The sequence below is a fragment of the Stutzerimonas tarimensis genome, from assembly GCF_042648805.1.
Lineage (GTDB): Bacteria > Pseudomonadota > Gammaproteobacteria > Pseudomonadales > Pseudomonadaceae > Azomonas > Azomonas tarimensis.
In genome coordinates this window covers 74773-101313 of record NZ_JBHRXZ010000016.1, presented here as the reverse complement: position 1 = coordinate 101313, position 26541 = coordinate 74773, and the positions used below count along the sequence as shown (strand labels likewise).

Annotated in this window: 22 protein-coding genes and 1 pseudogene; 13 read left to right on the top strand and 10 right to left on the bottom strand. The window is 64.2% G+C overall.

Going from position 1 to position 26541, the window contains the following annotated elements:
• Window positions 1-172: 172 nt before the first annotated feature.
• Window positions 173-1114, bottom strand: a complete 942-nt coding sequence (locus tag ACFOMF_RS05815; RefSeq protein ID WP_386362192.1) for a VOC family protein — start codon at window positions 1112-1114, stop codon at window positions 173-175.
• A gap of 28 nt (window positions 1115-1142) precedes the next feature.
• On the bottom strand, window positions 1143-2300 hold the full coding sequence (locus tag ACFOMF_RS05810; protein WP_386362189.1) for an alpha/beta hydrolase family protein: 1158 nt from the start codon (window positions 2298-2300) through the stop codon (window positions 1143-1145).
• Window positions 2301-2898: 598 nt separating this feature from the next.
• Between ACFOMF_RS05810 and ACFOMF_RS05805 the strand changes: the two genes are divergently transcribed.
• The gene (locus ACFOMF_RS05805; RefSeq protein WP_386362186.1) at window positions 2899-4836 is read left to right on the top strand and encodes a methyl-accepting chemotaxis protein; all 1938 of its coding nucleotides are present in this window, start codon (window positions 2899-2901) and stop codon (window positions 4834-4836) included.
• A 3-nt stretch (window positions 4837-4839) separates the two neighbouring features.
• On the opposite strand, the gene ACFOMF_RS05800 is transcribed toward ACFOMF_RS05805, so the two are convergent.
• Window positions 4840-5760: a LysR family transcriptional regulator gene (locus ACFOMF_RS05800; protein WP_386362183.1), complete on the bottom strand. Its 921-nt coding sequence runs from the start codon at window positions 5758-5760 to the stop codon at window positions 4840-4842.
• Window positions 5761-5955: 195 nt separating this feature from the next.
• Here ACFOMF_RS05800 and ACFOMF_RS05795 point away from each other — a divergent pair, with 195 nt between their 5' ends.
• The 9 genes and pseudogenes from ACFOMF_RS05795 (at window position 5956) to ACFOMF_RS05755 (ending at window position 16237) form a co-directional block, all read left to right on the top strand.
• A complete protein-coding gene (locus ACFOMF_RS05795) occupies window positions 5956-7080 on the top strand; it encodes an FAD-dependent oxidoreductase (protein ID WP_386362180.1) in 1125 nt (374 codons plus the stop codon).
• Between the two features lie 306 nt (window positions 7081-7386).
• Window positions 7387-9045, top strand: coding sequence for a DUF1302 domain-containing protein (locus ACFOMF_RS05790; protein WP_386362177.1), 1659 nt, complete (start codon window positions 7387-7389; stop codon window positions 9043-9045).
• Window positions 9046-9058: 13 nt separating this feature from the next.
• Window positions 9059-10444 (top strand): DUF1329 domain-containing protein, encoded by a 1386-nt coding sequence (locus ACFOMF_RS05785; protein WP_386362174.1) that lies wholly within the window; start codon window positions 9059-9061, stop codon window positions 10442-10444.
• A gap of 115 nt (window positions 10445-10559) precedes the next feature.
• On the top strand, window positions 10560-11765 hold the full coding sequence (locus ACFOMF_RS05780) for an MFS transporter (RefSeq protein ID WP_386362171.1): 1206 nt from the start codon (window positions 10560-10562) through the stop codon (window positions 11763-11765).
• A 45-nt stretch (window positions 11766-11810) separates the two neighbouring features.
• Window positions 11811-12401 (top strand): malonic semialdehyde reductase, encoded by a 591-nt coding sequence (locus ACFOMF_RS05775; protein WP_386362168.1) that lies wholly within the window; start codon window positions 11811-11813, stop codon window positions 12399-12401.
• Window positions 12401-13189: an SDR family NAD(P)-dependent oxidoreductase gene (locus ACFOMF_RS05770; RefSeq protein WP_386362165.1), complete on the top strand. Its 789-nt coding sequence runs from the start codon at window positions 12401-12403 to the stop codon at window positions 13187-13189. The genes ACFOMF_RS05775 and ACFOMF_RS05770 overlap by 1 nt, the downstream gene beginning before the upstream one ends.
• A 166-nt stretch (window positions 13190-13355) precedes the next feature.
• Window positions 13356-14026 (top strand): annotated as a pseudogene (locus tag ACFOMF_RS05765) (malate:quinone oxidoreductase); the annotation flags it as partial.
• A 236-nt stretch (window positions 14027-14262) separates the two neighbouring features.
• Window positions 14263-15081 (top strand): alpha/beta fold hydrolase, encoded by an 819-nt coding sequence (locus ACFOMF_RS05760; protein WP_386362163.1) that lies wholly within the window; start codon window positions 14263-14265, stop codon window positions 15079-15081.
• Entirely contained in the window at window positions 15068-16237 is a 1170-nt protein-coding gene (locus ACFOMF_RS05755) for a PAS domain-containing sensor histidine kinase (protein ID WP_386362160.1), read from the top strand. The genes ACFOMF_RS05760 and ACFOMF_RS05755 overlap by 14 nt, the downstream gene beginning before the upstream one ends.
• A gap of 20 nt (window positions 16238-16257) precedes the next feature.
• Here ACFOMF_RS05755 and ACFOMF_RS05750 read toward each other — a convergent pair whose 3' ends face one another.
• The 3 genes from ACFOMF_RS05750 to ACFOMF_RS05740 all read right to left on the bottom strand — a co-directional run bounded on the left by ACFOMF_RS05750 (window position 16258) and on the right by ACFOMF_RS05740 (window position 19150).
• Complete coding sequence (locus tag ACFOMF_RS05750) at window positions 16258-16989, bottom strand: TrmH family RNA methyltransferase (RefSeq protein WP_386362157.1); 732 nt, start codon at window positions 16987-16989, stop codon at window positions 16258-16260.
• Window positions 16990-17000: 11 nt separating this feature from the next.
• A complete protein-coding gene (locus ACFOMF_RS05745; RefSeq protein ID WP_386362154.1) occupies window positions 17001-18638 on the bottom strand; it encodes an NAD(P)/FAD-dependent oxidoreductase in 1638 nt (545 codons plus the stop codon).
• A gap of 290 nt (window positions 18639-18928) precedes the next feature.
• Complete coding sequence (locus ACFOMF_RS05740; RefSeq protein ID WP_386362719.1) at window positions 18929-19150, bottom strand: zinc ribbon domain-containing protein; 222 nt, start codon at window positions 19148-19150, stop codon at window positions 18929-18931.
• 130 nt (window positions 19151-19280) lie between these two features.
• Between ACFOMF_RS05740 and rlmE the strand changes: the two genes are divergently transcribed.
• Together rlmE and ACFOMF_RS05730 are read left to right on the top strand one after the other, a co-directional pair.
• Window positions 19281-19901, top strand: a complete 621-nt coding sequence (gene rlmE, locus ACFOMF_RS05735) for a 23S rRNA (uridine(2552)-2'-O)-methyltransferase RlmE (RefSeq protein ID WP_386362151.1) — start codon at window positions 19281-19283, stop codon at window positions 19899-19901.
• Between the two features lie 175 nt (window positions 19902-20076).
• A complete protein-coding gene (locus ACFOMF_RS05730) occupies window positions 20077-22044 on the top strand; it encodes a cation:proton antiporter domain-containing protein (protein WP_386362149.1) in 1968 nt (655 codons plus the stop codon).
• Between the two features lie 12 nt (window positions 22045-22056).
• Here ACFOMF_RS05730 and ACFOMF_RS05725 read toward each other — a convergent pair whose 3' ends face one another.
• The 3 genes from ACFOMF_RS05725 to ACFOMF_RS05715 are packed head-to-tail and all read right to left on the bottom strand — an operon-like array spanning window position 22057 to window position 24658.
• Window positions 22057-23238, bottom strand: coding sequence for an acetyl-CoA C-acetyltransferase (locus ACFOMF_RS05725; RefSeq protein WP_386362146.1), 1182 nt, complete (start codon window positions 23236-23238; stop codon window positions 22057-22059).
• 44 nt (window positions 23239-23282) lie between these two features.
• Complete coding sequence (locus ACFOMF_RS05720) at window positions 23283-23942, bottom strand: CoA transferase subunit B (RefSeq protein ID WP_386362143.1); 660 nt, start codon at window positions 23940-23942, stop codon at window positions 23283-23285.
• A 17-nt stretch (window positions 23943-23959) separates the two neighbouring features.
• The gene (locus ACFOMF_RS05715; protein ID WP_386362140.1) at window positions 23960-24658 is read right to left on the bottom strand and encodes a CoA transferase subunit A; all 699 of its coding nucleotides are present in this window, start codon (window positions 24656-24658) and stop codon (window positions 23960-23962) included.
• 115 nt (window positions 24659-24773) lie between these two features.
• Here ACFOMF_RS05715 and ACFOMF_RS05710 point away from each other — a divergent pair, with 115 nt between their 5' ends.
• Window positions 24774-25670 carry a LysR family transcriptional regulator gene (locus ACFOMF_RS05710; RefSeq protein WP_386362138.1) on the top strand — a complete coding sequence of 299 codons (897 nt, stop codon included), beginning with the start codon at window positions 24774-24776 and terminating at the stop codon, window positions 25668-25670.
• Between the two features lie 97 nt (window positions 25671-25767).
• On the opposite strand, the gene ACFOMF_RS05705 is transcribed toward ACFOMF_RS05710, so the two are convergent.
• Window positions 25768-26469: a GntR family transcriptional regulator gene (locus ACFOMF_RS05705; protein ID WP_386362135.1), complete on the bottom strand. Its 702-nt coding sequence runs from the start codon at window positions 26467-26469 to the stop codon at window positions 25768-25770.
• Between the last annotated feature and the right edge of the window lie 72 nt (window positions 26470-26541).

The following is a 26541-nucleotide window of genomic DNA, read 5'->3' as shown; positions in this document are numbered from 1 at the left end:
TTTGTCGTTCCTACGGTACCTTCCACACCCGTTGTAAATTCACGAAGCGATGATCTTGAGCATCCCGTAATCCCATCGACCCGGTCCGGCGGATTGGCGGCTCCGGGCCCGGTGAGCTACGCGTACGGGGGCACTGCCACGGCGCCAGCGCCCCCCCATCAGGGGGACAGGATCAGTGCTGCTGGGCCGGGCCGGGTCCGCCCGGTGCCCACTTGGGGCGGTGCTCGAACAGGAAGTACTGGGAGGCGTCCGCCCCCAGCGGGGCTTCGCGGGCGGTCCAGTTGTCGTCGTGCAGGTCCATGTCGGCGTCGTATTCGACGTGGCAGCCCAGAGGGCTGTTGAAGTACCAGAACCAGTTGGAGCCCAGCTGGTGGCGCCCGGGACCCCAGAACGACTCGTAGCCCTTGGCGACGAAACGGTAGCCGGCGGTCATCACCTCGGTGGGGCCGCCCATGTGGAAGGTGAAGTGCTCGATGCCCTTCATGAACGGCGGGGTCTGGATCAGGAACAGGGTGTGGTGATCCAGGGTACCACCCGGGCGAAGGAAAGGGCCGACGCCGACGAAGCGGTCGGTGCAGACGAAGCCGATGCGTTTGTAGAAGGCCTCTGCCTTGGCGAAGTCCGGCACGAAGTAGACCACGTGGGACAGGCTGCGCGGCAGCGCTGGCAGGTCGTTGGTGCAGCCCAGTTCGTTGGCCGGGCGCTGGGGCTGGTCGCCGGGGGCGTTGACCCGTTCGCTTGGCAGGTCCAGGGCGCGGCGGGTGGTGATCTGGAAGCCCAGGGCAAAGCCCATGTCATCCTGGCAGCGCAGCACGCCATCGCTACCGCGGGTGACGGTGCGGTCTTTCGACAGCTCCTGTTCCAGCGCCTGCAGGCTGGCTTCGTCGGCCACGCCGTAGACGGTCTCGCGCAGCATGGTGCCGGTTTCCATGGCCCGCGGAAGGCTAGGGTCGTCGCGGTGCCGAATGACCACGCCGGTGCCGTCCAGCGCCTCCAGGCGGCCGCCCTTGTCTGTCACGTCGATGGGCTTGAGCCCATAGTCGGTCATGTATTGGGTACAGGCGTCGACGTCGTCCACGCCGAACACCAGGTAATCAGGGCCGATAATCTTCATCAATGAATCCTCTTGTTGTGTTTGTTGTTCAGGCCACGCGGCCGCCCAGGACTTCGGCCACCCAGTCAGCGATGTAGTGACCGGCGTTGATCGAGTTGTCGAAGCTCGAGTGCTGGATGCCGCCTTCGCGCTCGGTGAAGATCTTCAGTTCGCGGTTGGGGCTGTTCACCAGTTGTTCGTAGGTGCGGTGCGCCCACTTGAGCGGAATCTGCGAGTCCTTTTCGCCGTGAGTGACCAGGAAGGGCACCTTGATCCTTTCCACCACCCCGTCGAGGTGGACGTTCTCGGCGATCTGCATGAATTCCTCGATGTCGTTGCCGCCCCAGACCCAGCGCACGTGCTCCCAGTAGTGGGGCACCGGGAAGCTGCCTTCCTTCTCCAGGCGGCGCTTCTGCACGTCGCGCCAGTCGTGGTTGGCGCCCCAGACCACGCCGCAGGCGTAGCGAGGCTCCATGGCGACCACCCGGGGGCAGTAGTAGCCGCCGAGGGACACGCCTTCGCAGCCGATGCGCGCAGAGTCGATGTCGTCGCGGGCGGCCAGCCATTCGTACACCACGCTGCCCCAGTGCTCGGCGTCATAACGTGCCTTGAGGTCATGCAGGCGCAGCGCCTCACCAGTGCCGGGCTGGTCGATGATCAGCGAAGCGACGCCGCGCTTGGCCAGCCAGGCAGGCATGCCGACGCGGTATTTCATCTCCTTGGTGGAGTCCAGGCCGTTCAGCTGAACCAGCGCCGGCTGGCAGCCCTCGACACTTTCGGCCCGCACATAGAGGCCGGAGATCACCTTGCCCTCGTAGGGGATCTCGACCCGCTCGCAGTTCTCCTTCGAGAGCAGCACGCCGCGCTGGAAAACCTCCTGAAAGCGCTGGTACAGCGCCGCACGGCCGGGTGCCCCGTGGGCCTGCAGGCGCTCGCAGGTGAGGTAGTAGGTGGCGGCGCGGTTGTACTTTTCGCCGGCCGAAAGCAGGCGGCCGCGTTCCTCGTCTTCGGCGGCCAGCTCACAGAGCTTGTCGGCCATCTTCGCCCAGGTCTCGCGAAACGCCTGGGTGCCGGCGGCGTCGGGCTGTTTGGAAGCCTCCATCAGCGGCTCGCACATCTCGACGACCTCACCAATCTTCGCCCCCATTTCCATGGCAAGGCAGACGGAGAGGTTCCAGACATAATTGGTGGGGAAATAACGGAACATGGATTGTTTTCCTTATTGGTGTGTTTGGCTCTGCGGCAGCCCCGGCAGGGCGATCGTCTTCACTGGCCGCGGCGTTAAGGTCCGCGACGGCTCGCCCGGGTGTTCCGGCAGCGCAAGGGTGAGCCGGCACAATCGGGTTGGCGCAGAACGCCTGGCATCGTCAGGGAAGCGTTGCAACGGCGCGGGGCAGGCGGAGGACGGAGCCTGAGGGCGACTCGGGTGATCTGTGGCATTGCGCATCTCTTGTTGTTCTGGTTGATAGCGGGCTGCTCCAGCGGTCGGCGCCGGCCGGAATCGACGCCCCGCGCAAGCGCCATGGGGGATCGATACTCGAAAAACTGGCATGGGCTCGGGGATTGCACAAATCGCTTGTCCGGATTGCTGGTATCACGTAGCGCGATACTTCAGGCGGACGGGCAGGGCAGGCGTTCGCTACGGCTGCAAGAAGGCGCGCGGGGTGTCATCGCCGTTGGCGATACCTCGTATCGGCAAAGGCGGCTGGTCCGGCGCGGCGAATTGTGGCTTTATGCCATTAGCCTCGGCGCGTTGTGCGAGGCCACTCATTACAAGAAAAAGCCTGATGCGACAGGAACAAACCATGATCAAACACTTGCTTGGCAATCTCCCGGTGGGCGGCAAACTGTCCCTGGGCTTTGGCCTGGTGTTGCTCTCTACCCTGGGCGTTGCGGCCACCGCGTTCTATTCCCTGCAGGTGGTGGAGGAGCGCAGCGAGCAGATTCGCAGCGCGGCAGACATCCAGTCCCTGATGCAGCGTGCCCGGATCGGCGAAAAGACATTCGGCCTGTCGCTGGCGCCCGAGGCGGCGACCGAGGTGGAGGCGATTACCGAGCGGCTGATCCGACACCTGGAAAGCCGGGCGCTGGAAGCTGCCGATGACACCGACATCGAAGCGGCTTCCCATGCCTATCTCGACGAGTTCCGCCGCTATGCCGAATCGCAGCAGACCGCTCGCCGGGCGCGCCTGCGCATGCAGGACATGGCTCAGACGGTCGGATCGAGCTTTGCCGTGGTACTGCTGGATCAGTTGGATGGGCTGCGGCTGAAGGTGATGGACCAGGAGCTGCCCGACGGTCTTCGCGTGGAGCAGCTGGAGCAGGCGGCGATGCTGCGCGACCGCCTGACCAATCTGCGTGACAGCGAGCTGTACTTCACCCTCGACGGGGCCGAGCGCTATCGCAGCGACTGGGAAAGCCGAATGATGGAGCTGGTCTCGGCGCTGGATAACCTCGCGCTGCGTGTCGAAGGGGCGGAGCGAGAATCCCTGGCCGAAGCCAGCGCCGCGCTGGGCGCCTACCGCGAGGCGTTCGAACAGTTCGTCCAGAGCAAGGCCCTGGCCGCAGAGGCCGAAGCGGCGATGAGCGCCACCGCCGAGCGGGTCGGCGACTGGCTGGCGGTCACCGAGCAGGCCCAGGCCGGGACGTTCGAGGCTGCCAGCGGGCGTCTCCACGGGCAGTTGGGCCTCATCACGCTACTGGCGCTTGGTTTTGGCATCGTCGCCAGCCTGGTGATCCGCCACTCCATCGTCCAGCCGCTGCGGCAGGCCGTTGCCCTGGCGCGACGGGTGGCCGCGGGGGACCTGAGCGAAGCGCCGCCCGTCGAACCCCGACGCGACGAGATGGGCCAGTTGCTGGAAACCGTGAGCGGCATGCTGGGCAGCCTGCGATCGCTGGTCGGGCGCATCGGCAGTGGCGTCGGGCAGCTCAACGGGGCGGCTGACAGTCTGGTCGAGGTGATCGGCCGCAGCAGCCGTGGCGTGGCCCAGCAGCGCCAGGAAACCGAACAGGCCGCCGCAGCCATGGAGCAGATGGCCGCGACTGCGCAGGAGGTGGCGCACAACGCCGGTGTGGCAAGCCAGGCCGTGGGGCAGGCCGACAGCGAGGCGCGCCGGGGCGATGAGCTGGTGCGCCGGGCAGGCGAGCGGATCACCCGACTGGCCGGGGAAATGGCCGGTTGCTCGGAGTCCATGGGGCTGCTGCTCAGGGAAAGCGCGGCGATGGGCAAGGTGCTGGAGGTGATCAAGGCGGTAGCCGAACAGACCAACCTGCTGGCACTCAACGCTGCCATCGAAGCGGCGCGGGCCGGGGAACATGGTCGCGGCTTCGCCGTGGTGGCCGATGAGGTCAGGGGGCTGGCCAAGCGTACCCAGGCGTCGACGAGCGAGATTGAAAGCATGATCGCGCAGTTGCGGCAGGTCAGCGAACAGGCCGCCGGGCGCCTGCAGGGCAGCCGCGACCTGACCGAGGAAACCGTGCAACTGGCGACAGAAGCCTCCGAGGCGCTGGCGCAGATCACCGAGGCCGTGTCCCGGGTGGAGCAGATGAGCCAGCAGATTGCCGCGGCCGCCGAAGAGCAGAGCGCCGTGGCGGCGCAGGTGGGGGAGAGCATGCAGCGGGTGCGTGACGTGGCCGAAGCCAGCGCCCGGGAAAGCGGGCACCTGGAGGCGTCGACGGGAGAATTGCAGCAGGTCGGTCGGGCGCTCAACGAGGCGGTGGGGCACTTGCGCACCGCCGGCTGAGGCTCAGGCGCTGGCGAACGCCGGGCTGCGGGCGGTCTCGAGGATCTGCTCGCGCAGCCAGCGCAGCGTGGGGTCCCGGTCCATGCTGCGGTGCCACATCATGAACTCGCGAACCGTGGGCAGCGGCACCGGTGTCGGCAGGATGCGCAGCGGGAAGGCCCGAGCGTAGAGCTCCGCCAGCCGCCGGTGCATGGTGGCGATGCGCTGGGTGCCCACTACCAGTTGCGGCAGGGTGTTGAAGTCGTGGGTGATGACCTCGATCCGGCGATTGCAGCCGTACTGGCTCATGAACCAGTCCTCGATGCTCAGCTGCCGGTTGCGGCCGAAGCCCACCGAGATATGGCCCAGCTCCAGGTAGCGTTCGAGGGTCAGGTTGTCTCCTACCTGGGTGTTGTCCGCCCAGACTACGCAGACCTGCTCCTCTTCGAATGCCAGCTCTGCCGGGTAATCGTCCACCAGATAGCGATCGGGGATAACCATCAGATCTACTTCGCCCCGAGCCAGTGACTCGAAGGCGGTATCGCCGAGGGCGAGCACTTCCAGGGTGACATTCGGCGCAATCTCGGCCAGACGGCAAATCACCTGGGCGAAGAGCACGCTGATCACGTAATCGGAGGTGAACAGGCGGAAGTGCCGCTTGCTGGTGGCCGGGTCGAATACCGGCTTGGCGGTGATCGACGACTGGATCTTCATCAGCACCTCCCGCACCGGCAGGGCCAACTCGCGGGCCAGTGGAGTGGGCAGCATCTTGCGCCCCACCTGCACCAGCAGATCGTCATCGAAGTAGGTCCGCAGACGCCCTAGCACGCCGCTGGCGGCCGATTGGGTCATGTGCAGGCGCGCCGCGGCGCGGGTGATGTTCTCTTCTTCCAGCAGCACGTCGAGGGCGACCAGAAGGTTGAGATCGAGATGTTGGAAGCGCATCCGAGAGATCCTTTTTGTATTTATTTTCGCGATACTTTCCATCCCAACTCACGATTAGTCAAACGGATCAGTGCCCCCTAGTTTTACCCCAACAGCGGTTGGACATGCCTTGAGCGGGTGGCAACCGACGTGACTGGGACTGGCGCCATCGCAGCGCGAAGTCGAACAGACGAAAACAAAAACAAGGTGCTCGTCATGCGTGAAACAGACAAAGTGCTCATTGTGGGCGGCGGTATCGGGGGGCTTTGCGCGAGTATCGCGCTGCGTCGCCAGGGAATCGACGTCGACCTGGTGGAACTGAAGTCCGAATGGACGGTTTACGGTGTCGGCATCATCCAGCAAAGCAACGTGGTCCGGGAAATGGCCCGCCTCGGGGTACTGGATGAATATCTGCAGGCCGCCTACGCATTCGAAGACGTCGCCATCTACAACCTCGAAGGCAAACAACTCGTTCGTATTCCCGGCCAGCGTCTGGCCGGCCCCGACTATCCCGCCAACATCGGTATCTCCCGCCTGGCGCTGCACAACGTCCTGAGCGAGACCGCCATCAGCCGCGGTGTTCAGGTACGCCTGGGACTGAGCGTCGAGCGCCTGGAGCAGGATGCCGAGGGCGTGGATGTCATCTTCACCGATGGCACCAGCGGCCGCTACAGCCTGGTGGTGGGCGCCGACGGCGTCTACTCCAAGGTACGCAGCATGCTGTTCGGCGACCGCTACCAGCCGCGCTACACAGGCCAGGCGGTGTGGCGCTACAACTTCCCGCGCCACCCTTCCATCGACCATCTGGCCAGTTACCAGGGCGCTGCCGGCAACGCCGGACTGGTGCCGCTGGCGGAGGACCTGATGTACATGTTCTCCACCTCCCACGAGCCGGGAAACCCGCGCATGGAGCCGTCTCAGCTGGCCGAACTGATGCGCGAGCGGATCTCCGCCATCGGCGGGCTGGTGGGTGAACTGCGCGAGCAGATCACCGACAGCAGCCAGGTGGTGTACAAGCCGATGGAGGTGGTGTTCGTCAACGAGCCCTGGTTCAAGGGCCGGGTACTGCTGATCGGCGACGCGGCCCACGCCACCACGCCGCATCTCGGTCAGGGCGCCGGCATGGCCATCGAGGACGCACTGGTGCTGAGCCACGAGCTGGTCGGCGAGGGCTCCATGGAAGCCCGCCTGCGGCGCTTCATGGACCGGCGTTTCGAACGCTGCCGGTACATCAGCGAGAAATCGATCCTGGCCGGCGACAAAGAAATGGCCCACGACCATACCTTCGACCGCATCGGCCTGGTGAAGGAAATGCTGGAAGTTACCGCGCAACCGATCTGAACCGCGCCCGAATCCGTTGCAGGGCGAACAGCCTGTTTCGCCCTGCAGTAAAAGGGGGACACCGAACGAACCGGTGTTCGAAATCAGCAAATAAAAGTTCTAGCCGGACCGGCCGATGCGGGTTCAGGCAGACGTCATCGCGAAGAATGCCATCGACGCGAGTGCCGAGAAGTTGGACTGCAGAAGGGTAACGGTTATTTCCGCCTCGGGAAGTAACGGGTGCTCTGGTCGATATGTCACGGATGTATCGCTGAACAAGCTGCAGGTAGAAAACAATAATTACAAATGATGACGAGAGGAATCGCCATGAAAGACAAGATCAGGCAGCCGGTATTCGGGAAACTTCGCTGGAGCCATGCCAGTGTGCCCTTGGCGCTGCTGGCCGCGTGCGCGCTCCCGGCCCATGCCTTCCAGATCGACACCGGCAACCCCGATCTCAGCCTGCGCTGGGATAACACCCTCAAGTACAGCAACGCCTTTCGTGTGGGCAGCCAGGACGATGAGCTGCTGAGCAACATCAACCAGGATGACAGCAACCGCAATTTCGACCGCGGCCTGGTCTCCAACCGCCTCGACCTGCTGTCGGAGCTGGAGGTCATGTACCGTGGCACCTTCGGGGCGCGGATTTCCGGCGCCGCCTGGTACGACAGCCTCTACAACAGCAGCGCCGACCACGACAATCCGACCTCCTGGAACTTCCCCGGCACCCGTCATGGCCACTTCCAGAGTGGTGTCCGTGACCTGCACGGCCGCGATGCCGAACTGCTGGACTACTTCGTGATGGGCCGCTTCGACCTGGGCGGACGCAACCTGACTGCGCGCCTGGGCCAGCACTCGCTGCTCTGGGGCGAGAGCCTGTTCTATGGCGCCAATGGCATCGCCGGCGGCATGCAGCCAGTGGACGCGGTGAAGGCGCAGTCGGTGCCCAATACCCAGTTTCGCGAGCTGATCCGGCCGGTGGAGCAGGTCTCTGCCCAATTCGACCTCAGCCCAGACGTCACCCTGGCTGCCTATTACCAGTTCGAATGGGAAGGCGTGCGCCTGCCCGGCGCGGGCAGCTACTTCAGTGTCGGCGACATCGTCGGTGACGGCAGCGAACGCATCCTGCTCGGGCCGCAGCCCTTCGCACCGAGCGTGCCGGTCCGCTACAACAAGCCGAAGGACTCGGGGCAGGGCGGGGTCAGCGTGCGCTTCCGTCTGCCCAACGGCAACGCCGAGTATGGCCTCTATGCGATCCGCTACCACGCCAAGACCGGCCTGTCGCAGATGCGCATCGGGCCAGGGACGCCGCTGCCGGCACCGGTGGGGCCGGAGCAGTTCGAGTGGGCCTATGCCGAGAACATCAAGGCCTTCGGCGCCAGCGTCAGCAATACCTTCGGGCCGGTGAACCTGGGCTTCGAGGTTTCCACCCGCCGCGACAGCCCGCTGCTTTCCAGCAATATCTCCGTGCTGCCGGGGCAGATCGGCGACAACGACAAGAACGCGGCCTTCGCCAGGGGCAACACCCTGCACGCGCAGATGTCCTGGATCGCGACCTTGCCGACCAACGCGGTGTTCCGCGAGTCCAGCTTTGTCGGTGAAGTGGCCTGGAACCGCATGCTCAGCGTCACCGAAAACCGCGAGGTACTGGAGCCCAACGGCGAGCGGGATGCCTGGGGCTTTCGTGTGGTATTCACCCCGACCTACCGCCAGGTGCTGCCGCAGCTGGACCTGAGCGTACCGGTGGGTATCGGCTACAGCCCACGCGGTCGTTCGCTTGCCGTAGGCAACTTCGGCGTGGATCGTGGTGGCGACTTCAACATCGGCGTGCGTGGCACCTACCAGCAGGACTGGGGTTTCGGCGCGACCTACACCAACTACTTCGGCAGCCGGGGCCACTTCCTCACTCAGCAGAACCAGTACAGCTTCGACCAGCCGCTGGCTGACCGTGACTTCATCTCGCTCTACGTGACCCGGACGTTCTGATAAGGAGAACAATATGAGAACTGCATTCCAACGAGCGCGCCTTGCCGTCGCCGTCACCCTGCTGGCCGCCGCTGCCCCGCTGGCCTATGCCGCGGTCAGCGCCGAAGAAGCCGAAAAGCTCAAGGGCAACGAGCTCACCCCGTTCGGCGCCGAACGCGCCGGCAACGCCGATGGCACCATCCCGGCCTGGGATGGCGGTTTGACTGGCGGCAGCCGCTACGACGGCAAGGGCAAGCGCCAGGACCCCTTCGCCGGTGACAAGCCGCTGTACTCGGTGACCGCCAGCAACATGGGCGAATACGAGGCGGTGCTCACCGAGGGCACCAAGGCCATGCTGCAGAAGTATCCGGACAGCTACCGGATCGACGTCTACGAAACCCGCCGTACCTTTGCCGCGCCGGACTGGTACTACGACAACACCTTCGCCAACGCCACTCGTGCCAGCGCCGGCCCGGCGCCGAGCTACGCTCCCACTGACGCCTTTGGCGGGGTGCCCTTCCCACTGCCGAAGAACGGCGCCGAGGTGATGTGGAACCACCTGCTGCACTGGCGCGGCCACGCCTACGAGCAGCCGATGACCAACGCCCTGACCAGTGCCGACGGCCGCCACGTGGTCACTGCGGTGGGCAACTCCCAGGTGCAGATCCCGTATTTCGACCCCAAGGGCAGCCTGGAAACCTTCCAGAACCAGCACAAGGGTGACTACTGGCTGTTCCGCATGGTCAACGACGGCCCACCGATCCGTGCCGGCGAGGCCATCATCGGTCGCGAGAACCTGAACCCCGACCAGACCCGTACCTGGGTCTACCTGACCGGCCAGCGCCGCGTGCGGATGCTGCCCAACTCCTGCTGCGATACCCCGACCCCGGCGGCGGCCGGTGTGGCCGGCTTCGATGACCTGCAGGTCTGGCTTGGCCGCCTGGACCGGTTCGACTGGAACCTCGTGGGCAAGAAGGAAATGCTGATCCCCTACAACGCCAACAAGAGCCAGCAGGCGCCGAACATCGACGCATTGCTGATGGCCAACCACCTGAATCCCGATTATGTGCGCTGGGAGCGGCACCGGGTCTGGGTGGTGGAAGCCACCCTGCGCGACGGTCAGCGCCACACCGCTTCCAAGGGCACCTACTACATCGACGAGGACAGCTGGCGCGCCGTGACCGGCGAGCGTTACGACGCCAAGGGAGACCTCTGGAAGGTGCTGTACAACCTGCCGGTGGTCGCGCCGGAGCTGCCCGGCTTCGTTCAGGGCCCGCACGGCTTCTACGACCTGATCGCCGGTACCTGGTACGCCAGCAACCTGGAAGCGAATCACCAGGGCAACCTGGTGCTGAAGGAAGGCGGCTGGCCCGACAACCATTTCACCCCGGCGTCCCTGACCGGCTCGAGCCTGCGTTAAGGGCTCTGCTCCCGGGCCCGGTATTGCCGGGCCCCTCTTTCCCAGGCGGCTTGCCGCCTGCCGGCCCGTCTGCAACGCCGGCACTTGCGTGCAAACCACAAGAAAGGACGAACCCATGCGAAACGCTTCCTGGCCCCAGACCGCCCTGTTGATGATCGGCAGCTGCCTGTCGGTCCTCGCCGCGGTGCTGGTGGCACCGCTCCTTCCGGCAATGATGCAGCACTTTTCCGAGACCCCCGGCAGCGCCGTGCTGGTACCCCTGATCATCGCCCTGCCGGCACTGATGGTGGCGCTGTTGGCCCCCTTTGCCGGCGTGATCGCCGACCGGGTGGCCCGCAAGCCGCTGCTGCTGATCTGCCTGGCGCTGTACTCGGTCTTCGGCCTGATGCCGGTCTGGCTGGATTCGCTGTACCTCATTGTCCTCAGTCGCGCCGGCATCGGCCTGGCCGAGGCGGGCATCATGACCTGCTGCACCACCCTGATCGGCGACTACTACAGCGGCGTCCGCCGCCAACGCCTGCTGGCGTTGCAGATGGTGGTCACCTCGCTGTCGGCGGTGCTGTTCATCACCCTGGCCGGCTTTCTGGGTTCGGAAACCTGGCGCACGCCGTTTTTGCTCTACGGGGTGGGCTTCGTGCTGCTGCCGCTCTGCGCCTGGCTGCTATGGGAACCGGCGCGTCACAGCGACGTGCATGGCGCCGAGCCTGCGCAGCTGTTTCCCTGGAAGGCATTGATGCCGCTCTACGTGCTCACTTTCCTGGCCGGGCTCAGCCTGCTGGTGGTGCCGTCCCAGGGCGGCTACCTGCTCAACCTGCTGGGGGTGGAGGCGCCGCAACTGATCGGCATGACCATGGGCGCCAACCAACTGGCCATCGTTATCGGCGCCGTGAGTTTCCGGATGCTGGTGCGTTATCGCCTGGATGCGCTGCTGCTGGCCGGCTTCGCCCTGACCGGAATTGGCGGGCTGCTGCTGGCCACCGCGCCGAGCCATGCGGTCGCGCTGGTGGCCGTGGTGATCAACGGCCTCGGCATCGGCTTGCTGATGCCGACCCTGATCACCTGGATCATGGCCCAGGTGGGCGGCACGCTGCGCGGGCGCGCCACTGGTGGTTTCACGTCGGCCATGTTCGGCGGCCAGTTCGCCAGCCCGCTGGTGGTGGTGGCCCTCACCGGTGGTGTGATCGCCTCGCTGCCCACCGCGCTGGCCGTCATCGGTGCGGTCCAGGTGCTGGTGGCGCTGATCTGCCTCGCCGTGCCACGTATCGGCGGCCTGCAGGCCCGGCTGAGCCCCGGCGCGGGCGCGGCTCATTCGACCCATTGACCTGGCGGGGCCCCGCGGCCCCGTCTCCCTAGCTGGAGTTTCTTCATGTCGCAGCCACTATCTTCCGAGGCGCTGGATCAGCTGTTTCTCTCCGCCAGGTCCCACAACGGCTGGCTCGACCGAGAGGTCAGCGACGAGCAGATCGACGCCCTCTACCATCTGGTGCGCCAGGGGCCGACGAGCAACAATTGCTGCCCGGCGCGCTTTGTCTTCATTCGCAGCGCCGGGGCCAAGGCGCGTCTGCTCCCGGCACTCAAAGGCCACAACGGCGAGAAGATGCTGGCCGCGCCGCTGACCGTCATCGTCGCCTACGACACCCGTTTCTTCGAGCATCTGCCCGAGCTGTTTCCGGCCTACGATGCCGGCGCCGCCTACCGCGACAACCCCCAGGCGACCTTTGTCGCCGCCCTGCGCAACAGCAGCCTGCAGGGCGGCTACCTCATCACTGCCGCCCGTGCGCTGGGCCTGGATTGCGGGCCCATGTCCGGGTTCGACAACGCCCAGGTGGACGAGGAGTTCTTTCCGGACGGCCGCTGGAAAAGCAATTTCCTCTGCTGCATCGGCCATGGCGATCCCGACAAACTGCGCCCGGCCGGGCCGCGTCTGGCGTTCGACGACGCCTGCCAGGTGCTCTGATGGAAAAGCCCGCCATGCAAAACCTGTTCGACCTGTCCGGCAAGGTGGCGCTGATTACCGGCGCGACCCGGGGCATCGGCCTGGCCATCGCCCGGGCCTACGGCCAGGCTGGGGCGCGACTGGCCATCAGCAGCGAGAGCGCCGACGATTGCGAGCGCGTCTGTCACGAACTGGCCGAGGAGGGGTTCGAGGCGCAAGCCTTTGCCGCCGACCTCAGCCAGTCCGGCCAGGTGCCGTACCTGGCCGGGGCCGTGGTCCAGGCATTCGGCCGCGTCGATGCGCTGGTCTGCAACGCTGGCGTCGCCCCCCACATGGGCCCGCTGGCCAGCGCCAGCGATGCCGACTGGGCGCTGACCATGACCGTCAACCTGCGCAGCGCCCTCTGGCTGACCAACGCACTGATTCCGCGAATGGCGGAGCAGGGCGGCGGTGCAGTGGTACTCATGGCCAGCATCGCCGGCGTGCGTGGCAACAAGGCGCTCGGCCTCTACGGCCTGTCCAAGGCCGGGCTGGCCCAACTGGCGCGCAACCTGGCGGTGGAGTGGGGACCCTCCAACGTGCGGGTCAACGCCATCAGCCCCGGCGTGATCCAGACCGAATTCGCCCGCCCACTCACCGACCGGCCAGAGGTCATGGAAAAACGCCTGGCGCTCACGCCCCTGCGACGGGTCGGAACGCCGGATGAGATCGCCGGACTGGCACTGCTGTTGGCCTCGGCGGCGGGTGGCTTCATCACCGGGCAGAACATCGTGGTGGATGGCGGGACCACGATTGGCGATGGGAACTGAGGGTCCGCGGCGTCGAAATCGGCCGGCTCGCCGCCGTGGCCGTAGGCCCGCAGCCTGTGGGTCAGCGCGGCGGCGCGTTTGGCCGCGCCCTGGGTGATCCTCAGGTCTCGATGGTCAGCCCACGCTCTTTTTCGGCCCCTTCGCCACCTTCGCCACCTTCTCGACCAGGTTCCTCAAGGAAGGCTCATGGACCAATCTGTTCGAGTCGGTGACCTTCAGCAATGTCCTGCCGATGATGGAAGTGGCCGTGAGCAACTTCAATCTGGTGCGTTATCTGGTCGGCGAAGTGATGCAGGATCGCCTCGAGGCGTTGCGACAGTACTATCCCGAGCTGAACCCTGATGATTGGCAGCTCTCGACTGCGGCCAGCGGGTGCAGATCATCAAGAAGACCGACGACGGCAGCAGCCTGCAGTTTGGCACCGAGGTGGTGGTCTCCGAGGATGGCACCCTCTCGACCTTGCTGGGCGCCTCGCCGGGCGCTTCCACCGCGCCACCGATCATGCTCAACCTGCTGACCCGGGTCTTTCCTGAGTGGGTCGAGAGCCCTGAATGGCAGGCCAGGCTCAAGGAAATCATCCCCTCGCTGGACCAGAAGTTGGCAGAGAACCCGCAGCTGCTGCGCGAAGTCCGGCTCCACACCTCGCGGGTGCTGGAGCTGGAAGGGCAGGAAGCCTTCGTCCAGACCAACCTGCCGGCCGGTGGCAACAGCGCCACGCAGGATGGTGGTGCGAGCAGCGAAGCGTTAGAGCAAACGACCGATCCTGAGGGCGGGCCGGTCGGCGACGTGAAGAATGCCGACGAAGACGAGCGCATCGAGAGCGCCAACGACGCCTGAATCTTTTTGACTCTAGAACGAAACCCACCGATTCGGTGGGTTTCGTGATTTCGGAGCGGTCTGGATGCCATGGTTTCCCTGTCGCGGATCACTATCGGCTCTACTACGCTGCTTTAGCCTAAGCGCCATGCCAATAGAGCTCGCGACCCAACGCCCGCTGAAGTTATCGAGTGACCTAACACGGCTGGATATCTAAACTCCCTGCCTGGTGGTAATTACCTTGTCTGGAAATGCACATGGACCTTAAAGATCGCAACAACGTGAACGTGATGGGCGACGGTCCAGCTACGCTGATTTTTTCCCATGGTTTCGGCTGCGACCAGACCATGTGGCGCTATCTCGCAGGCCTTTTCGTAGACCATTTCAGAGTCGTGGTGTACGACCTCGTAGGCGCAGGCCGATCAGACATTGGCGCGTATGACTGGGCAAGGTACGACTCGCTTGCCGGATACGCCCAGGATCTCAACGAGATCATTGATCAGTTCGCCGTCGGGCCAGTGATTCTGGTAGGCCATTCGGTAAGCGCCATGATTGACGTCTTGGCTGATCGGCAAGCGCCCGGTCGCATCGCTGCTCATATCATGGTTGGCCCCTCCCCATGCTATGTCGACTCCGATGACTACGTGGGAGGGTTCACCCTCGAAGACATCAAGTCGCTGCTCGACAGCCTGGACGACAACTACCTCGGCTGGTCCAGCAACATGGCGCCCGTCATCATGGGTGCGCCTGGGCAGCCTGAACTGGGCGCTGAGCTGACCAACAGCTTCTGCCGTACCGACCCCGAGATAGCCAAGCACTTCGCGAGAGTGACCTTCACGTCGGACAACCGGAAAGACGTTGCCGGCCTAGCCACGCCGACACTCATCCTGCAGTCTACCGATGACCTAATCGCGCCCGTCGTGGTTGGCGAGTATCTGCGCAACAGCATGCTCAACAGCACGCTCGTCCTGGTGGACAATGTCGGTCACTGCCCACACATGAGTGTCCCTGGCGCCTGTGCTGATGCAATGGACAGCTTCCTGCTGCCATGGAAAGGCTTAGATGCACGGCGATGAGCCTCCACTGCCCGACCCGCAGTCGCTTTATGAGGAGGCGCCCTGCGGGCTGTTAGTGACTAAGGAGGACGGCACCATACTTCGCGCCAACCTTACGTTCAGCCAATGGATCGGTTTCACCGAACAGGAGCTTCGTAGCAGGCGCTTTCAGAATTTACTTACGATGGGCGGGCGAATCTTCCATCAGACTCACTGGGCCCCGCTGATGAAGCTGCAAGGTTCTGTCGCCGAGGTGAAACTAGACCTTCTGCGCCGTGACCGACGTACCTTTACCGTGTTGTTGAATGGTGTCCGGCGCGCGGGCGTCAATGGCGTTCAGCATGAACTGGCGCTATTCACGATCAATGATCGAGACAAGTATGAGCGAGAGCTACTTAAAGCCCGAAAGCTCGCCGAGGAGCTTCTGCGGCAGAAATCGGCTGCCGAAGCCGAACTTCGTTTGGCTCAAGCGGAACTGAGCAAGGCATTCGAGGAGGCCCAGAAACGCGCATCGTTTGCCGAGCAGATGGTCGCCATCGCCAGCCACGACCTGAAAAACCCGCTGACGGCAATCAAGATGAGCACCGATGTGCTCGCCCAAGGCGAGCGCACCGCTAGAGAGACCAACCTGCTCGGATACATCACCCAATCGGCTAGCCGCGCAGAGCGTTTGATCAGTGATCTATTGGATTTCACCCTGGTCAGGGTTGGACGAGGAATCGTCGTCTCTCCTTCGGACCTAGACTTACATGATCTCGTCCGTCAAAGCGTCGAGGAACTGCGCGTTGCGTTTCCTAAGGCGAGACTTGTTCACGACGCGGTCGGCACTGGTACTGCGCGCCTGGACGCTGACCGCGTGCACCAGCTCATCGGTAATCTTGTCGGTAACAGCGTTTCCTACGGTGACCTGGAGCGGCCGATCGTGGTTACTTCGAAGCTGGAAGATGACATGGCATATGTGGCGGTAGTGAACCATGGTGCAGTGATTAGCCCATCCTTGCTGGCTAAATTGTTCGAACCAATGATCCGAGGCGCGAATGCCGATAACGGCGTACGAAGCGTGGGTCTGGGGTTGTTTATCGTCAGGGAAATAGCCAAGGCGCACGGCGGGCGGGTATCCGTGAGCTCTGATGAGGAGAGCGGAACGTCATTTACCGTCAGCTTTCCTTTCAGTTGAGGTTCGCCCATTGTCCGCAACTACCTCTTTACCTCATACACACACATATTCACCGTCGCCGCCAAATTCAGCGACTCGATCGCGCCGCAACCGGAGATCGTAAACGGCTGGGCGCCGAGCGTGTGCAGCTGTTCGCGGGGTACGCCGCGGGCTTCGTTGCCGAACAGGTAGCAGTCGAAATTCCTGAAGCCCGCCGATTGCACGGGCTCGCCCTCCATATCCAGACAGGCAATGCGCGCAAAGCGCGTGCGCAGGGAATCCAGTTCCACGTCCAGTTCCAGCGGTGTGTGGAAGATGGCGCCCATGCTGGCGCGCACGACCTTGGGGTTGTACGGGTCGACGCTGCCGGGGCTGAGCAGGCAGCGGAAGTTACCGAACCAGGCCAGGGTGCGCAGGATGGTGCCGAGGTTGCCCGGATCCTGGATTTCGTGCAGGTAGATGGCGCACTCGCCCGCAACGGGCGCAGAAGCCGGTGTGGCCGCGGCCGGCATCGGGACTAGGGCGACGATGCCCTGCGGGGTTTTGGTGTCGGTGATCTGCGCCATCTGGCGGTCGCTGATCAGGTGGGTCTTGAACGGGCTTTGCCAGTGCTCATAGGCGGCCGTTACGTACAGCTCGCTGCGCTGGAGCTGCGGGTTGTGCAGGGCGGCTTTTTGCAGCTCCAGCGCCAGATGCTCGCCCTCCACCAGAAAATGACCGAACTCGGCCCGGTACTTTTTCTGGTGCAGTTTCTTGATGTCGTCGAGTTTCATCAATCGGGCGCTCAGCTGCTCTGCGCTTCGGTCTGTCCGGCTTCAGCCAGCATCGACTTGGCCAGGGCTTCGGCGACCTTGATGCCATCCACGCCTGCCGAGAGGATGCCGCCGGCGTAACCGGCACCCTCGCCGGCCGGATAGAGGCCGCGCAGGTTGAGGCTTTGCAATGTCTCGTGGTCGCGGGTGATGCGGACCGGGGAAGAGGTGCGGGTCTCGATACCGGTGAGCACCGCGTCAGCGCGATCGAAACCGCGTATCTGCTTGCCGAAGGCCGGCAGCGCCTCGCGGATGGCCTCGATCGCATAGTCCGGCAGCGAGGGCGCCAGATCGCCCAGGCGCACGCCGGGCTTGTAGGAGGGCTCGACCTCGCCGAACTCGGTCGAGGACACGCCGCGAATGAAGTCGCCCACCAGCTGCGCGGGAGCGCAGTAGTCGCTGCCGCCGAGCTCATAGGCGAGTGATTCCAGACGCTCCTGCAGTTCCACGCCGGCCAGTGCGTCGCCCGGGAAATCCTCCTGTGGGTTGATCCCCACGACGATGCCGGCATTGGCGTTGCGTTCGTTGCGCGAGTACTGGCTCATGCCGTTGGTCACCACGCGCCCCGGTTCGGAGGTGGCCGCCACCACGGTGCCGCCCGGGCACATGCAGAAGCTGTAGACGGCGCGGCCATTTTTGGCGTGGTACACCAGCTTGTAGTCGGCGGCGCCGAGTTCCGGGTGGCCGGCGTATTTGCCCAGGCGAGCCTGGTCGATCATGCCCTGCGGATGTTCGATGCGAAAACCGATGGCAAAGGGCTTGGCTTCGATAAACACGCCCTGGCGATGCAGCATGCGGAAGGTATCGCGGGAGCTGTGGCCCAGCGCCAGCACCACATGGCGACTGCGCAGGGTTTCGCCGCTTTCCAGCACTACGCCTTCGAGCTGGCCATTGTCGATCAAGAGATCGGTCACCTTGCTCTGGAAGCGCACCTCGCCGCCGAGGGCAATGATCTCCTCGCGCATCGCCGCGACCACGCCTGTAAGGCGGAAGGTACCGATGTGCGGCTTGCTCACGTACATGATCTCTTCCGGCGCGCCGGCGCGGACGAACTCGTGCATCACCTTGCGGGCGTAGAACTTCGGGTCCTTGATCTGGCTGTAGAGCTTGCCGTCGGAGAACAGCCCGGCACCGCCCTCGCCGAATTGGACGTTGGATTCGGGCGTCAGGGTCTTCTTGCGCCACAGGGCCCAGGTATCCTTGGTGCGGCTGCGCACATCCTTGCCGCGTTCGAGCACGATGGGCTTGAAGCCCATCTGCGCCAGCAGCAGCGCGGCGAACAGCCCGCAGGGGCCAAAACCCACCACCAGCGGGCGTTCGCTCAGACCGGCCGGTGCCTGGCCGACCGGGTAGTAGCCGGTGTCTGGCGCCGGGCGCACGTTGCGGTCATCGGCAAAGCGCGCCAGCACGGCCGCCTCGTCGCGAACCTCAAGATCGATGATGTAGATGAACAGGATGACGCTGTTCTTCTTGCGGGCATCGTAGCTGCGCTTGAACACGGTAAAGTCCAGCAGATCGGCGTCGCTGATGTTCAGGCGCTTGACGATGGCCTGGCGCAACTCATCGGCAGGATGATCGAGAGGCAGGGACAGTTCGGTGATGCGAATCATGGCGGCAATAGTCCTGGCCGGTGACTCCGGCAGAGGAGGGAGAAGAGGTGGGAGAGCGGCGCGGATTGTACCTGTGGCGGCCCGGCCCTGTCAGGCCTGGCCTGGGGGTTCTGGAAGGTGTCGTGTCGGTCGGCGCGGTGCGATCCCAGCCCCGCGGACCAGCGTCATCGGCTTATAATTGCCGTCGCTTCGCAATCCTCTGTCCCGCACATTGGTCTGCTCCTCATTGATTTTTCCGTGGTTGGCTCTCTCTTGACTGCTCCCCTCCCTAAAGGAAGGGGATTCCCAATTCAACGAGAACCGGACACGGGTACTGGACCCATGCCGCTTACATTCTCTCCAAGGGCTAACACCGCCAGCCCGGCGGCTTTGATATTGACCGCGGCGTTCACGTCGCGGTCGTGCTCCGTCTTGCACTCGGGGCAGGCCCAGGCGCGAATGTCGAGCGGGAGCGAGTCCAGCGTATGTCCGCAACAGGAGCAGCGTTTGGAGCTGGGGTACCAACGGTCGATGCCTCACAGAGTACAAATCTTCTTGTAAAGATAGCGACCACCGAAGAAGGAGGCAGCGAGAGCAGGGGCGTCTGACGGCGCCGCGCTATCCCTCGCCGCACTGAAGTGCGGGGTTTCTCGCGCAAATCTGATGAAACGATCCAAAAGCAGCCGCCGCTGGCTGGATGAACACGTCAACGATCCCTACGTCAAACGGGCTCAGAAGGACGGCTTGCGCTCCCGTTCCAGCTACAAGCTGATCGAGCTGAACGAGAAGGACAAGCTGATACGCCCCGGTATGCTGGTCATGGATCTTGGCTCCGCCCCCGGCGGCTGGTCGCAGGTGGCCGGAAAGCTGGTGGGTGAGAAGGGGCGGGTAGTGGCGACCGACATCCTGCCCATGGACCCGCTGGATAACGTCGACTTCATCCAGGGCGACTTTACCGATGATGCGGTCTTCCAGCAGCTTCTCGACATACTCGATGGCCGGCAGCCCGATCTGATCGTCTCCGACATAGCCCCCAATATCAGCGGCGTCGCGGCGGCTGACCAGGCCGCCTCGATGTATCTGGTCGAACTCACCCTCGACATGGTCCGGCAGGTGCTCAAGCCCGGCGGCAACTATGTGGTCAAGGTGTTCCAGGGCGAAGGCTCTGACGAATTCCTGAAAGACGTCCGCACTTCGTTCGAGAAGGTGGTGATACGCAAGCCAGAGGCATCGCGGCCGCGGTCGAGGGAGGTTTATCTGGTGGGGAAGGGGTTCAAGGGATAAGACGCCCAGAACGTGAGTCGCGATCGAGCTCATTTCGGCCGTGATGCGCGAAAGGCACGGTCAGGAATGAGATCAGGCAAGCAATGACGTCGATTATCTTGATATCCAACCAGGTCGCCCGCAGAGCCGGCTGTTATCCACCTGCTGCTCGACCTGTCAGCGGAGGTCCCATCTGATGGAGCACCTTGCGCAAGTTATTTTATTGTTGGGCGCAGCCGTTACGGTTGTAGTGGGTTTTCATCGTCTCCAGATTCCCACCAGTCTGGGCTATCTGCTGGTCGGCCTGTTGCTCGGCCCGCACACCCTGGGTCCGGTTATCGACATCCCGCAGATCGTGACCATTGCAGAGTTCGGTATCGTTTTTCTTCTGTTTACGATCGGCCTGAACTTTTCATTGCCGCAGATCCTCGCCTTGCGCCATCAGGTCCTTGGACTCGGCACCAGTCAGGTGGTCCTTACGACCGGCGTGGTCGGGTCGGTGGCCTGGTTGGCAGGGTTGCCCCCTGTCGCGGCGTTCGTGATAGGCGCAGTGTTCGCCCAGTCATCCACGACCATCATCGGCAAGCAGCTTATGGAGCAGGGCGAAGAAAACAGTCGCCACGGAAAGCTCGGATTGGCGATGTCGGTGTTCCAGGATGTCACCGCCGTGCCCTTTGTGGTGGTCATTCCAGTTCTCGGTATGGCAGCTGGAGCGGAGGCGCTCGCGGGAGCCATGGGCTGGGCGCTGGCTAAAGCCCTGTTAGCCCTGTTGCTGGTCTTTCTGGCCGGGCGATGGCTGCTGCGACCGGTTTTTCACTTCATCGCCGGTCGTCGCTCCGCAGAGATCTTCACCCTGACGGTCCTGTTCGTGGCGCTTCTGGCTGCATGGACCACCAATAGCCTCGGATTGTCACTGGCATTCGGCGCTTTTCTGGCAGGGATGATGCTCGGTGAAACAGAGTTTCGTCACCAAGTGGAATCGACCATCCGACCTTTTCGAGATGTATTGCTGGGCCTGTTCTTCATTGGCATCGGCATGTTGGTCGATCCGGGGATTCTTCCGCAGATCTGGCACTGGGCCCTGCTCGGGGCCCTGGTTTTGCTGATTAGCAAGACATTGCTGGTGATGGCGCTGGTGAGGTCAACCGGTGCCGACCCATCGACAGCCTGGCGAACCGGTTTGTTACTGGCCGTGGGCGGGGAGTTCGGCTTTGCATTACTGGCGATAGCGTTTGCATCAGATGCCATTGATTTCTACCTCGGCCAGATCGCGCTCATGTCAGTGCTTTTTTCGATGGTTCTGGGTGCTTTTATCATCAAGTACAACCAGGCCATCGCCAGCGTTCTGGTGCGCGGTGCTATCCAGACCAACAGTCCCGGCAGTCCGGTACTGGAGCCAGACACAACGGCTCAGCTTTATGGGCACGTGATCATCCTGGGCTACGGGCGCATCGGGCAAAGTGTTGCCCACCTGCTCGGCGAAGAGAACATGCCATTCATTGCGCTGGATCTCGATGCAGTGCGAGTTCGGGAAGCTCATGGTGCTGGCGAGCCGGTTTACTATGGGGATGCATCCGATAGAACCATGCTCGAATTGCTAGGCCTGAACCGTGCCCGTCTGGTAATCATCAGTCACGACGACGTCGCGGCATCCCTGAAGGCCCTGGAGTATCTTCGAACTCTCCGGCCAGACCTGCCTGTAATGGTTCGCACGCGTGACGAGACGCGAGTCGAGGAGCTGCAACAAGCCGGGGCCACTGAGGTGGTGCCGGAAACGCTCGAGGCTGGCCTGATGATCGCCTCGCAAGCACTGCTGCTGCTTGATATTCCGCCGTCCCAGGTCATGCGGCGGATACAGGAACAGCGATCGAGCAAGTATCGGTTGATTCGTGAGTTTTTCCGCGGCGATGACCTGGATGCTGACGACCCTGAACGAGATGACGCCAGTCAGGCCCGCTCTATCGGGATTCCGTCTGGCTGTAGCGCCCTCGGCAAGCAGGTTGGGGAGCTAGATCTTGGGGGAGCGATGATCCAGGCCATCGTTCGTTCTGGTAAGCGCTGGGTGTCACCGCCGGCAGATACCAGAGTCGAAGAAAATGATGTGATCGTGATTTACGGCTCCCCTGAAGATCTGCAACGTGCCGAGCGGCGAATGCTGGAATGAGGTTTTTTGGCCTCACTCCCGCTCGACCGCCAACGCCACGCCTTGGCCACCGCCGATGCACAGTGTCGCCAGACCCTTTTTCGCGTCCCGACGGATCATCTCGTGCAGCAGGGTCACCAGCACGCGGCAGCCGGAGGCGCCGATGGGGTGGCCGAGGGCGATGGCGCCGCCGTTGACGTTGACCTTCGCCGTATCCCAGCCCAGCTCCTGGCCCACCGACAGCGCCTGCACGGCAAAAGCTTCGTTGGCTTCGATCAGGTCCAGTTCGTCCAGCGTCCAGCCGGCCTTGTCCAGGCAGCGGCGGGTGGCATGGACCGGGCCGATGCCCATGACCGACGGGTCCACCCCGGCGCTGGCGTAGGCCTTGATGCGGGCCAGTACCGGGAGACCGAGACGCCTGGCCTTTTCCGCGCTCATCAGAAGCACCGCGGCGGCGCCGTCGTTGAGGCTGGAGGCGTTGCCGGCGGTGACGCTGCCGGTCTTGCTGAAGGCCGGGCGCAGCTTGGCCAGGGCGTCGGCGCTGGTACCGGGGCGGGGCTGTTCGTCGGTGTCGAACAGCAGCGGATCGCCCTTGCGCTGGGGCACCGGCACCGGGGTGATCTCGTCGCGGAAGCGGCCGGCCTCGATGGCGGCAGCGGCCTTCTGCTGGGAGGCGGCGGCAAAGGCGTCCTGGGCTTCGCGGCTGATGCCGTACTTCTCGGCCAGATTCTCCGCGGTAGTGCCCATGTGATAGTCGTGGAAGGCATCCCACAGCCCATCGCTGATCATGCTGTCGATCATCGGCGCATGGCCCATGCGCAGGCCGGTGCGGGCGCCCGGCATCACATAGGGGGCGAGGCTCATGTTCTCCTGGCCACCGGCGATGATGGCTTCGGCGTCGCCGCAGCGGATCGCCTGGGCGGCCAGGTGAACCGCCTTGAGGCCGGAGCCGCAGACCTTGTTCAGGGTCATGGCCGGCACGGCATGGGGCAGGCCGGCACGGATGGCAGCCTGGCGGGCCGGGTTCTGTCCGGCACCGGCGGTGAGCACCTGGCCGAGGATGACCTCATCCACTTCGGCCGGATCCAGGCCGCTGCGTTCGAGCAGCGCGCGAATGACCAGCGCTCCCAGCTCCGCGGCGGGCAGCCCGGCCAGGGCGCCCTGAAAGCTGCCGATGGCGGTGCGGGTGGCAGCGACGATAACGACTTCTTGCATCGGTGTTCTCCATGGCCAGCCACGGGCGGCTGGCCGGGTTGGCATCAGACGAAGCGCATTTCCGGAACATGCTCCGGCACGACCAGCTCGCCAGCGGTCCTGGCGACGATTTCCTCGATGCTGACGCCCGGGGCGCGCTCCTTCAACACGAAGGCGCCGTTTTCGATTTCCAGGTAGGCCAGGTCGGTGAGTACGCGGCGGATGCAGCCGGCGCCGGTCAGGGGCAGGGTGCAGCGCGGCAGCAGTTTGGACTCGCCGTCGCGGGAGGCGTGGGTCATCAGCGCAATGATGTTTTCCGCCCCGGCGACCAGATCCATCGCCCCGCCCATGCCCTTGACCAGCTTGCCGGGGATCATCCAGGAGGCAATGTTGCCTTCAACGTCCACCTCGAAGGCGCCGAGCACCGTGAGGTCGACGTGACCGCCGCGGATCATGGCGAAGGATTCGGCCGAATCGAAGATGGAGGCGCCGGGGCGGGCGGTGACGGTCTGTTTGCCGGCGTTGATCATGTCGGCGTCCAGCTCGGCCTCGGTGGGAAACTCGCCCATGCCGAGCAGGCCATTCTCCGACTGCAGCATCACGTCGATGCCCTCGGGCACGTAGTTGGCTACCAGCGTGGGGATGCCGATCCCGAGGTTCACGTAGTAGCCGTCCTGCAGCTCCTGCGCAACGCGCTGGGCCATTTGTTCACGGGTCAGTGCCATGTTCGTGCCTCCTGTTCTCAGCCGCGCAAGGTGCGCTTTTCGATGCGCTTCTCGAAGGTGCCCTGGATGATTCGGTCCACGTAGATACCCGGGGTGTGGATCTGGCTCGGTTCGAGTTCGCCGGGCTCGACGATCTCTTCCACTTCCACCACGGTGATGCGCCCGGCCATGGCCGCCAGCGGATTGAAGTTCTGCGCGGTGTGGCGGTAGATCACGTTGCCGAAACGGTCGGCCTTCCAGCCTTTGACGATGGCAAAGTCGCCGGGCAGCGCCTGCTCGAGGATGTAATGCCGTCCGTTGAATTCGCGGACCTCCTTGCCTTCGGCCACCGGCGTGCCGTAGCCGGTCGCGGTGTAGAAAGCGGGGATGCCGGCACCGGCAGCGCGCATCCGCTCGGCGAGGGTGCCCTGGGGCGTCAGTTCCACTTCAAGCTCGCCGTCGAGCAACTGGCGCTCGAACAGTGCATTCTCGCCAACATAGGAGGCGATCATCCGGCTGATCTGCCTCTCCTCGAGCAGCACGCCAAGGCCGAAGCCATCCACGCCGCAGTTGTTGGAGACGACCGTGAGCCCCTTGACCCCGCGTCGGCGGATTTCCGCGATGAGGTTTTCCGGGATGCCGCACAAGCCGAAGCCTCCGGCCAGTACGGTCATGTTGTCGCTCAGTCCTTCCAGCGCCTCCTCGTAGGAGGCGACTCGCTTATCCAGTCCTGCCATTGGCTCGGCCTCTTGTGCGTGTTGATCAGGCAGTGCATCTGCACCTGATGTCAGCTTCGCAGCAGCAGGCTTATTTGTTAATTTTGAATTTGCCATCGATTGATTTGGATATCTTATGAATGTTCGCCAGCTCCGTGCCTTCCTTGCGCTCGCCGACACCCTGAGCTTCGCCGAGGCGGCGAACCGCGTGCATCTTTCCCAGCCGGCGCTGAGCCTGTCGATCAAGGGGCTTGAGCAGTCCCTCGGCGGGCCGCTGCTGACGCGCACCACCCGCAGCGTGCGGCTGACGCCGGAAGGTGAATTGCTGGTGCCGCTGGCGCGGCGGCTGCTGGCGGACTGGGACAATACCGAGGAGCTGCTCAGCCAGCATTTCTCCCTGCAGATGGGCAAGGTGCTGCTGGCGGCCATGCCGTCCTTCGCCGGCAACTGTCTGCCGGCGGCGCTGCGGGTGTTTCGCGAGCGCCATCCGCGGGTCAACGTGGCAGTGCATGACGTGGTCAACGAGCAGGTCCAGGAAATGGTGCGCGACCATCGGGTGGAGCTGGGCATCGGCTTTGAGCCGGAAGCGGAGGAGGGCCTGCAGTTCGAGCCGCTGTTTCTCGACCGCTTCGTCGCGGTCGTGCCGGGCGAGTCACCGCTGGCGGCGCGCTCCCGGATCAGCGGCCGCGAACTGCTCGCCGAGCCCTTCATCACCCTGCAGCGCCCCTCCGCGGTACGCCTGCTGATCGAGCGCGAACTGGCGCGGGAGGGGCTGGCCACGCCTGTCGCCTTCGAGTGTCATCAGCTGGTCACCGTGGGCCGTATGGTGGCCAGCGGACTCGGCGTCAGCATCGTTCCGGCGCTCTGTACGGCGCCCATGACGGAGCAAGGCGCCGCCGTGCTGGCGCTGGAGGGGCCTCGCATCGAGCGTCGGGTGGGGCTGATTCGGCACGGGGCGCGTCCGCTGTCCCGCGCGGCCCGGGCAATGGCCGAAGTGCTCGCCGAGCAGGCCGCGGCCGGCATCTGCCGGTAGACCGGGTGTTCGAGCCGTCGGTCCGCGTCCTTTCGCCCAGCATTTGGATCCAATTATCCAGGGGCGAAAGCACAACGCCCCTCCGGTAACGACCGCTTCACTTCCGCAGGATGGTCACATCGCTCCCGGTGTCGCTGAGCATTTCCCGGTAGCGCAGGGTGACATTGGCGTGCTCGCGCATGATCGATTCGGCGCGTGCGCCCTGGCCGTGTACCAGGGCGTCGACCACGGTGTGGTGCTGCATGTGCGCAAAATTGAAGCGGCGGTATTCGCGGGCCAGGTCGTTGAGGTTCACCGCCAGCGCACTGACCGAGGCGAACGGCAGCGCCGCATGCCTGGCCAGGGTCTCGGCGATCGCCGGATTGCCGCTGGCCGCCAGCAGAAGCTGGTGAAAGCGCAGGTTGAGGTCGTGATAGACCTCCAGGTCCTCTTCGGTCACATAGCCCTTGGCGAACAGCGCGTCGCCCTGATCCAGGCACTCCTGCAGCGCGGCGCGCGTGGCCGAGGACAGGCCGCGCTCGGCCGCCTGACGTGCCGCCAGTCCTTCCAGCACGCCGCGGATCTCCACCGCACCGGCGATTTCGTCGGCACTGACAGCGCGCACCACATAGCCTCGGGCGCCGGCCTTGCTGAGCAGGCCTTCCTGCTCGAGCGTGCGAAAGGCGATGCGTACCGGCGTGCGCGAGACGCCCAGCGCCTCGGCGGTCGGGATCTCGGCGAGGCGCTCCCCGGCGGGGAGTTCGCCCGAGGCGATCATCTTGCGCAGGGTGATCAGGACATGCTGGCCGGGTTTGCTCATGGCGTGGGGTCTGCTGCAGGACAAAGCCCCATTCTACGTCTATCCCCGCGTCCCGCTGGTTTCGAAAAATGC

Coding starts and splice junctions, on each gene's coding strand:
- ACFOMF_RS05795 (WP_386362180.1), top strand. CDS start 5,956: ATGCGTGAAACAGACAAAGTGCTCATTGTGGGCGGCGGTATCGGGGGG.
- ACFOMF_RS05715 (WP_386362140.1), bottom strand. CDS start 24,658: ATGGCAGGACTGGATAAGCGAGTCGCCTCCTACGAGGAGGCGCTGGAA.
- ACFOMF_RS05760 (WP_386362163.1), top strand. CDS start 14,263: ATGGACCTTAAAGATCGCAACAACGTGAACGTGATGGGCGACGGTCCA.
- ACFOMF_RS05725 (WP_386362146.1), bottom strand. CDS start 23,238: ATGCAAGAAGTCGTTATCGTCGCTGCCACCCGCACCGCCATCGGCAGC.
- ACFOMF_RS05720 (WP_386362143.1), bottom strand. CDS start 23,942: ATGGCACTGACCCGTGAACAAATGGCCCAGCGCGTTGCGCAGGAGCTG.
- ACFOMF_RS05810 (WP_386362189.1), bottom strand. CDS start 2,300: ATGTTCCGTTATTTCCCCACCAATTATGTCTGGAACCTCTCCGTCTGC.
- ACFOMF_RS05815 (WP_386362192.1), bottom strand. CDS start 1,114: ATGAAGATTATCGGCCCTGATTACCTGGTGTTCGGCGTGGACGACGTC.
- ACFOMF_RS05800 (WP_386362183.1), bottom strand. CDS start 5,760: ATGCGCTTCCAACATCTCGATCTCAACCTTCTGGTCGCCCTCGACGTG.
- ACFOMF_RS05705 (WP_386362135.1), bottom strand. CDS start 26,469: ATGAGCAAACCCGGCCAGCATGTCCTGATCACCCTGCGCAAGATGATC.
- ACFOMF_RS05710 (WP_386362138.1), top strand. CDS start 24,774: ATGAATGTTCGCCAGCTCCGTGCCTTCCTTGCGCTCGCCGACACCCTG.
- ACFOMF_RS05770 (WP_386362165.1), top strand. CDS start 12,401: ATGGAAAAGCCCGCCATGCAAAACCTGTTCGACCTGTCCGGCAAGGTG.
- ACFOMF_RS05750 (WP_386362157.1), bottom strand. CDS start 16,989: ATGAAACTCGACGACATCAAGAAACTGCACCAGAAAAAGTACCGGGCC.
- ACFOMF_RS05805 (WP_386362186.1), top strand. CDS start 2,899: ATGATCAAACACTTGCTTGGCAATCTCCCGGTGGGCGGCAAACTGTCC.
- ACFOMF_RS05775 (WP_386362168.1), top strand. CDS start 11,811: ATGTCGCAGCCACTATCTTCCGAGGCGCTGGATCAGCTGTTTCTCTCC.
- rlmE (WP_386362151.1), top strand. CDS start 19,281: ATGAAACGATCCAAAAGCAGCCGCCGCTGGCTGGATGAACACGTCAAC.
- ACFOMF_RS05755 (WP_386362160.1), top strand. CDS start 15,068: ATGCACGGCGATGAGCCTCCACTGCCCGACCCGCAGTCGCTTTATGAG.
- ACFOMF_RS05785 (WP_386362174.1), top strand. CDS start 9,059: ATGAGAACTGCATTCCAACGAGCGCGCCTTGCCGTCGCCGTCACCCTG.
- ACFOMF_RS05780 (WP_386362171.1), top strand. CDS start 10,560: ATGCGAAACGCTTCCTGGCCCCAGACCGCCCTGTTGATGATCGGCAGC.
- ACFOMF_RS05745 (WP_386362154.1), bottom strand. CDS start 18,638: ATGATTCGCATCACCGAACTGTCCCTGCCTCTCGATCATCCTGCCGAT.
- ACFOMF_RS05730 (WP_386362149.1), top strand. CDS start 20,077: ATGGAGCACCTTGCGCAAGTTATTTTATTGTTGGGCGCAGCCGTTACG.
- ACFOMF_RS05790 (WP_386362177.1), top strand. CDS start 7,387: ATGAAAGACAAGATCAGGCAGCCGGTATTCGGGAAACTTCGCTGGAGC.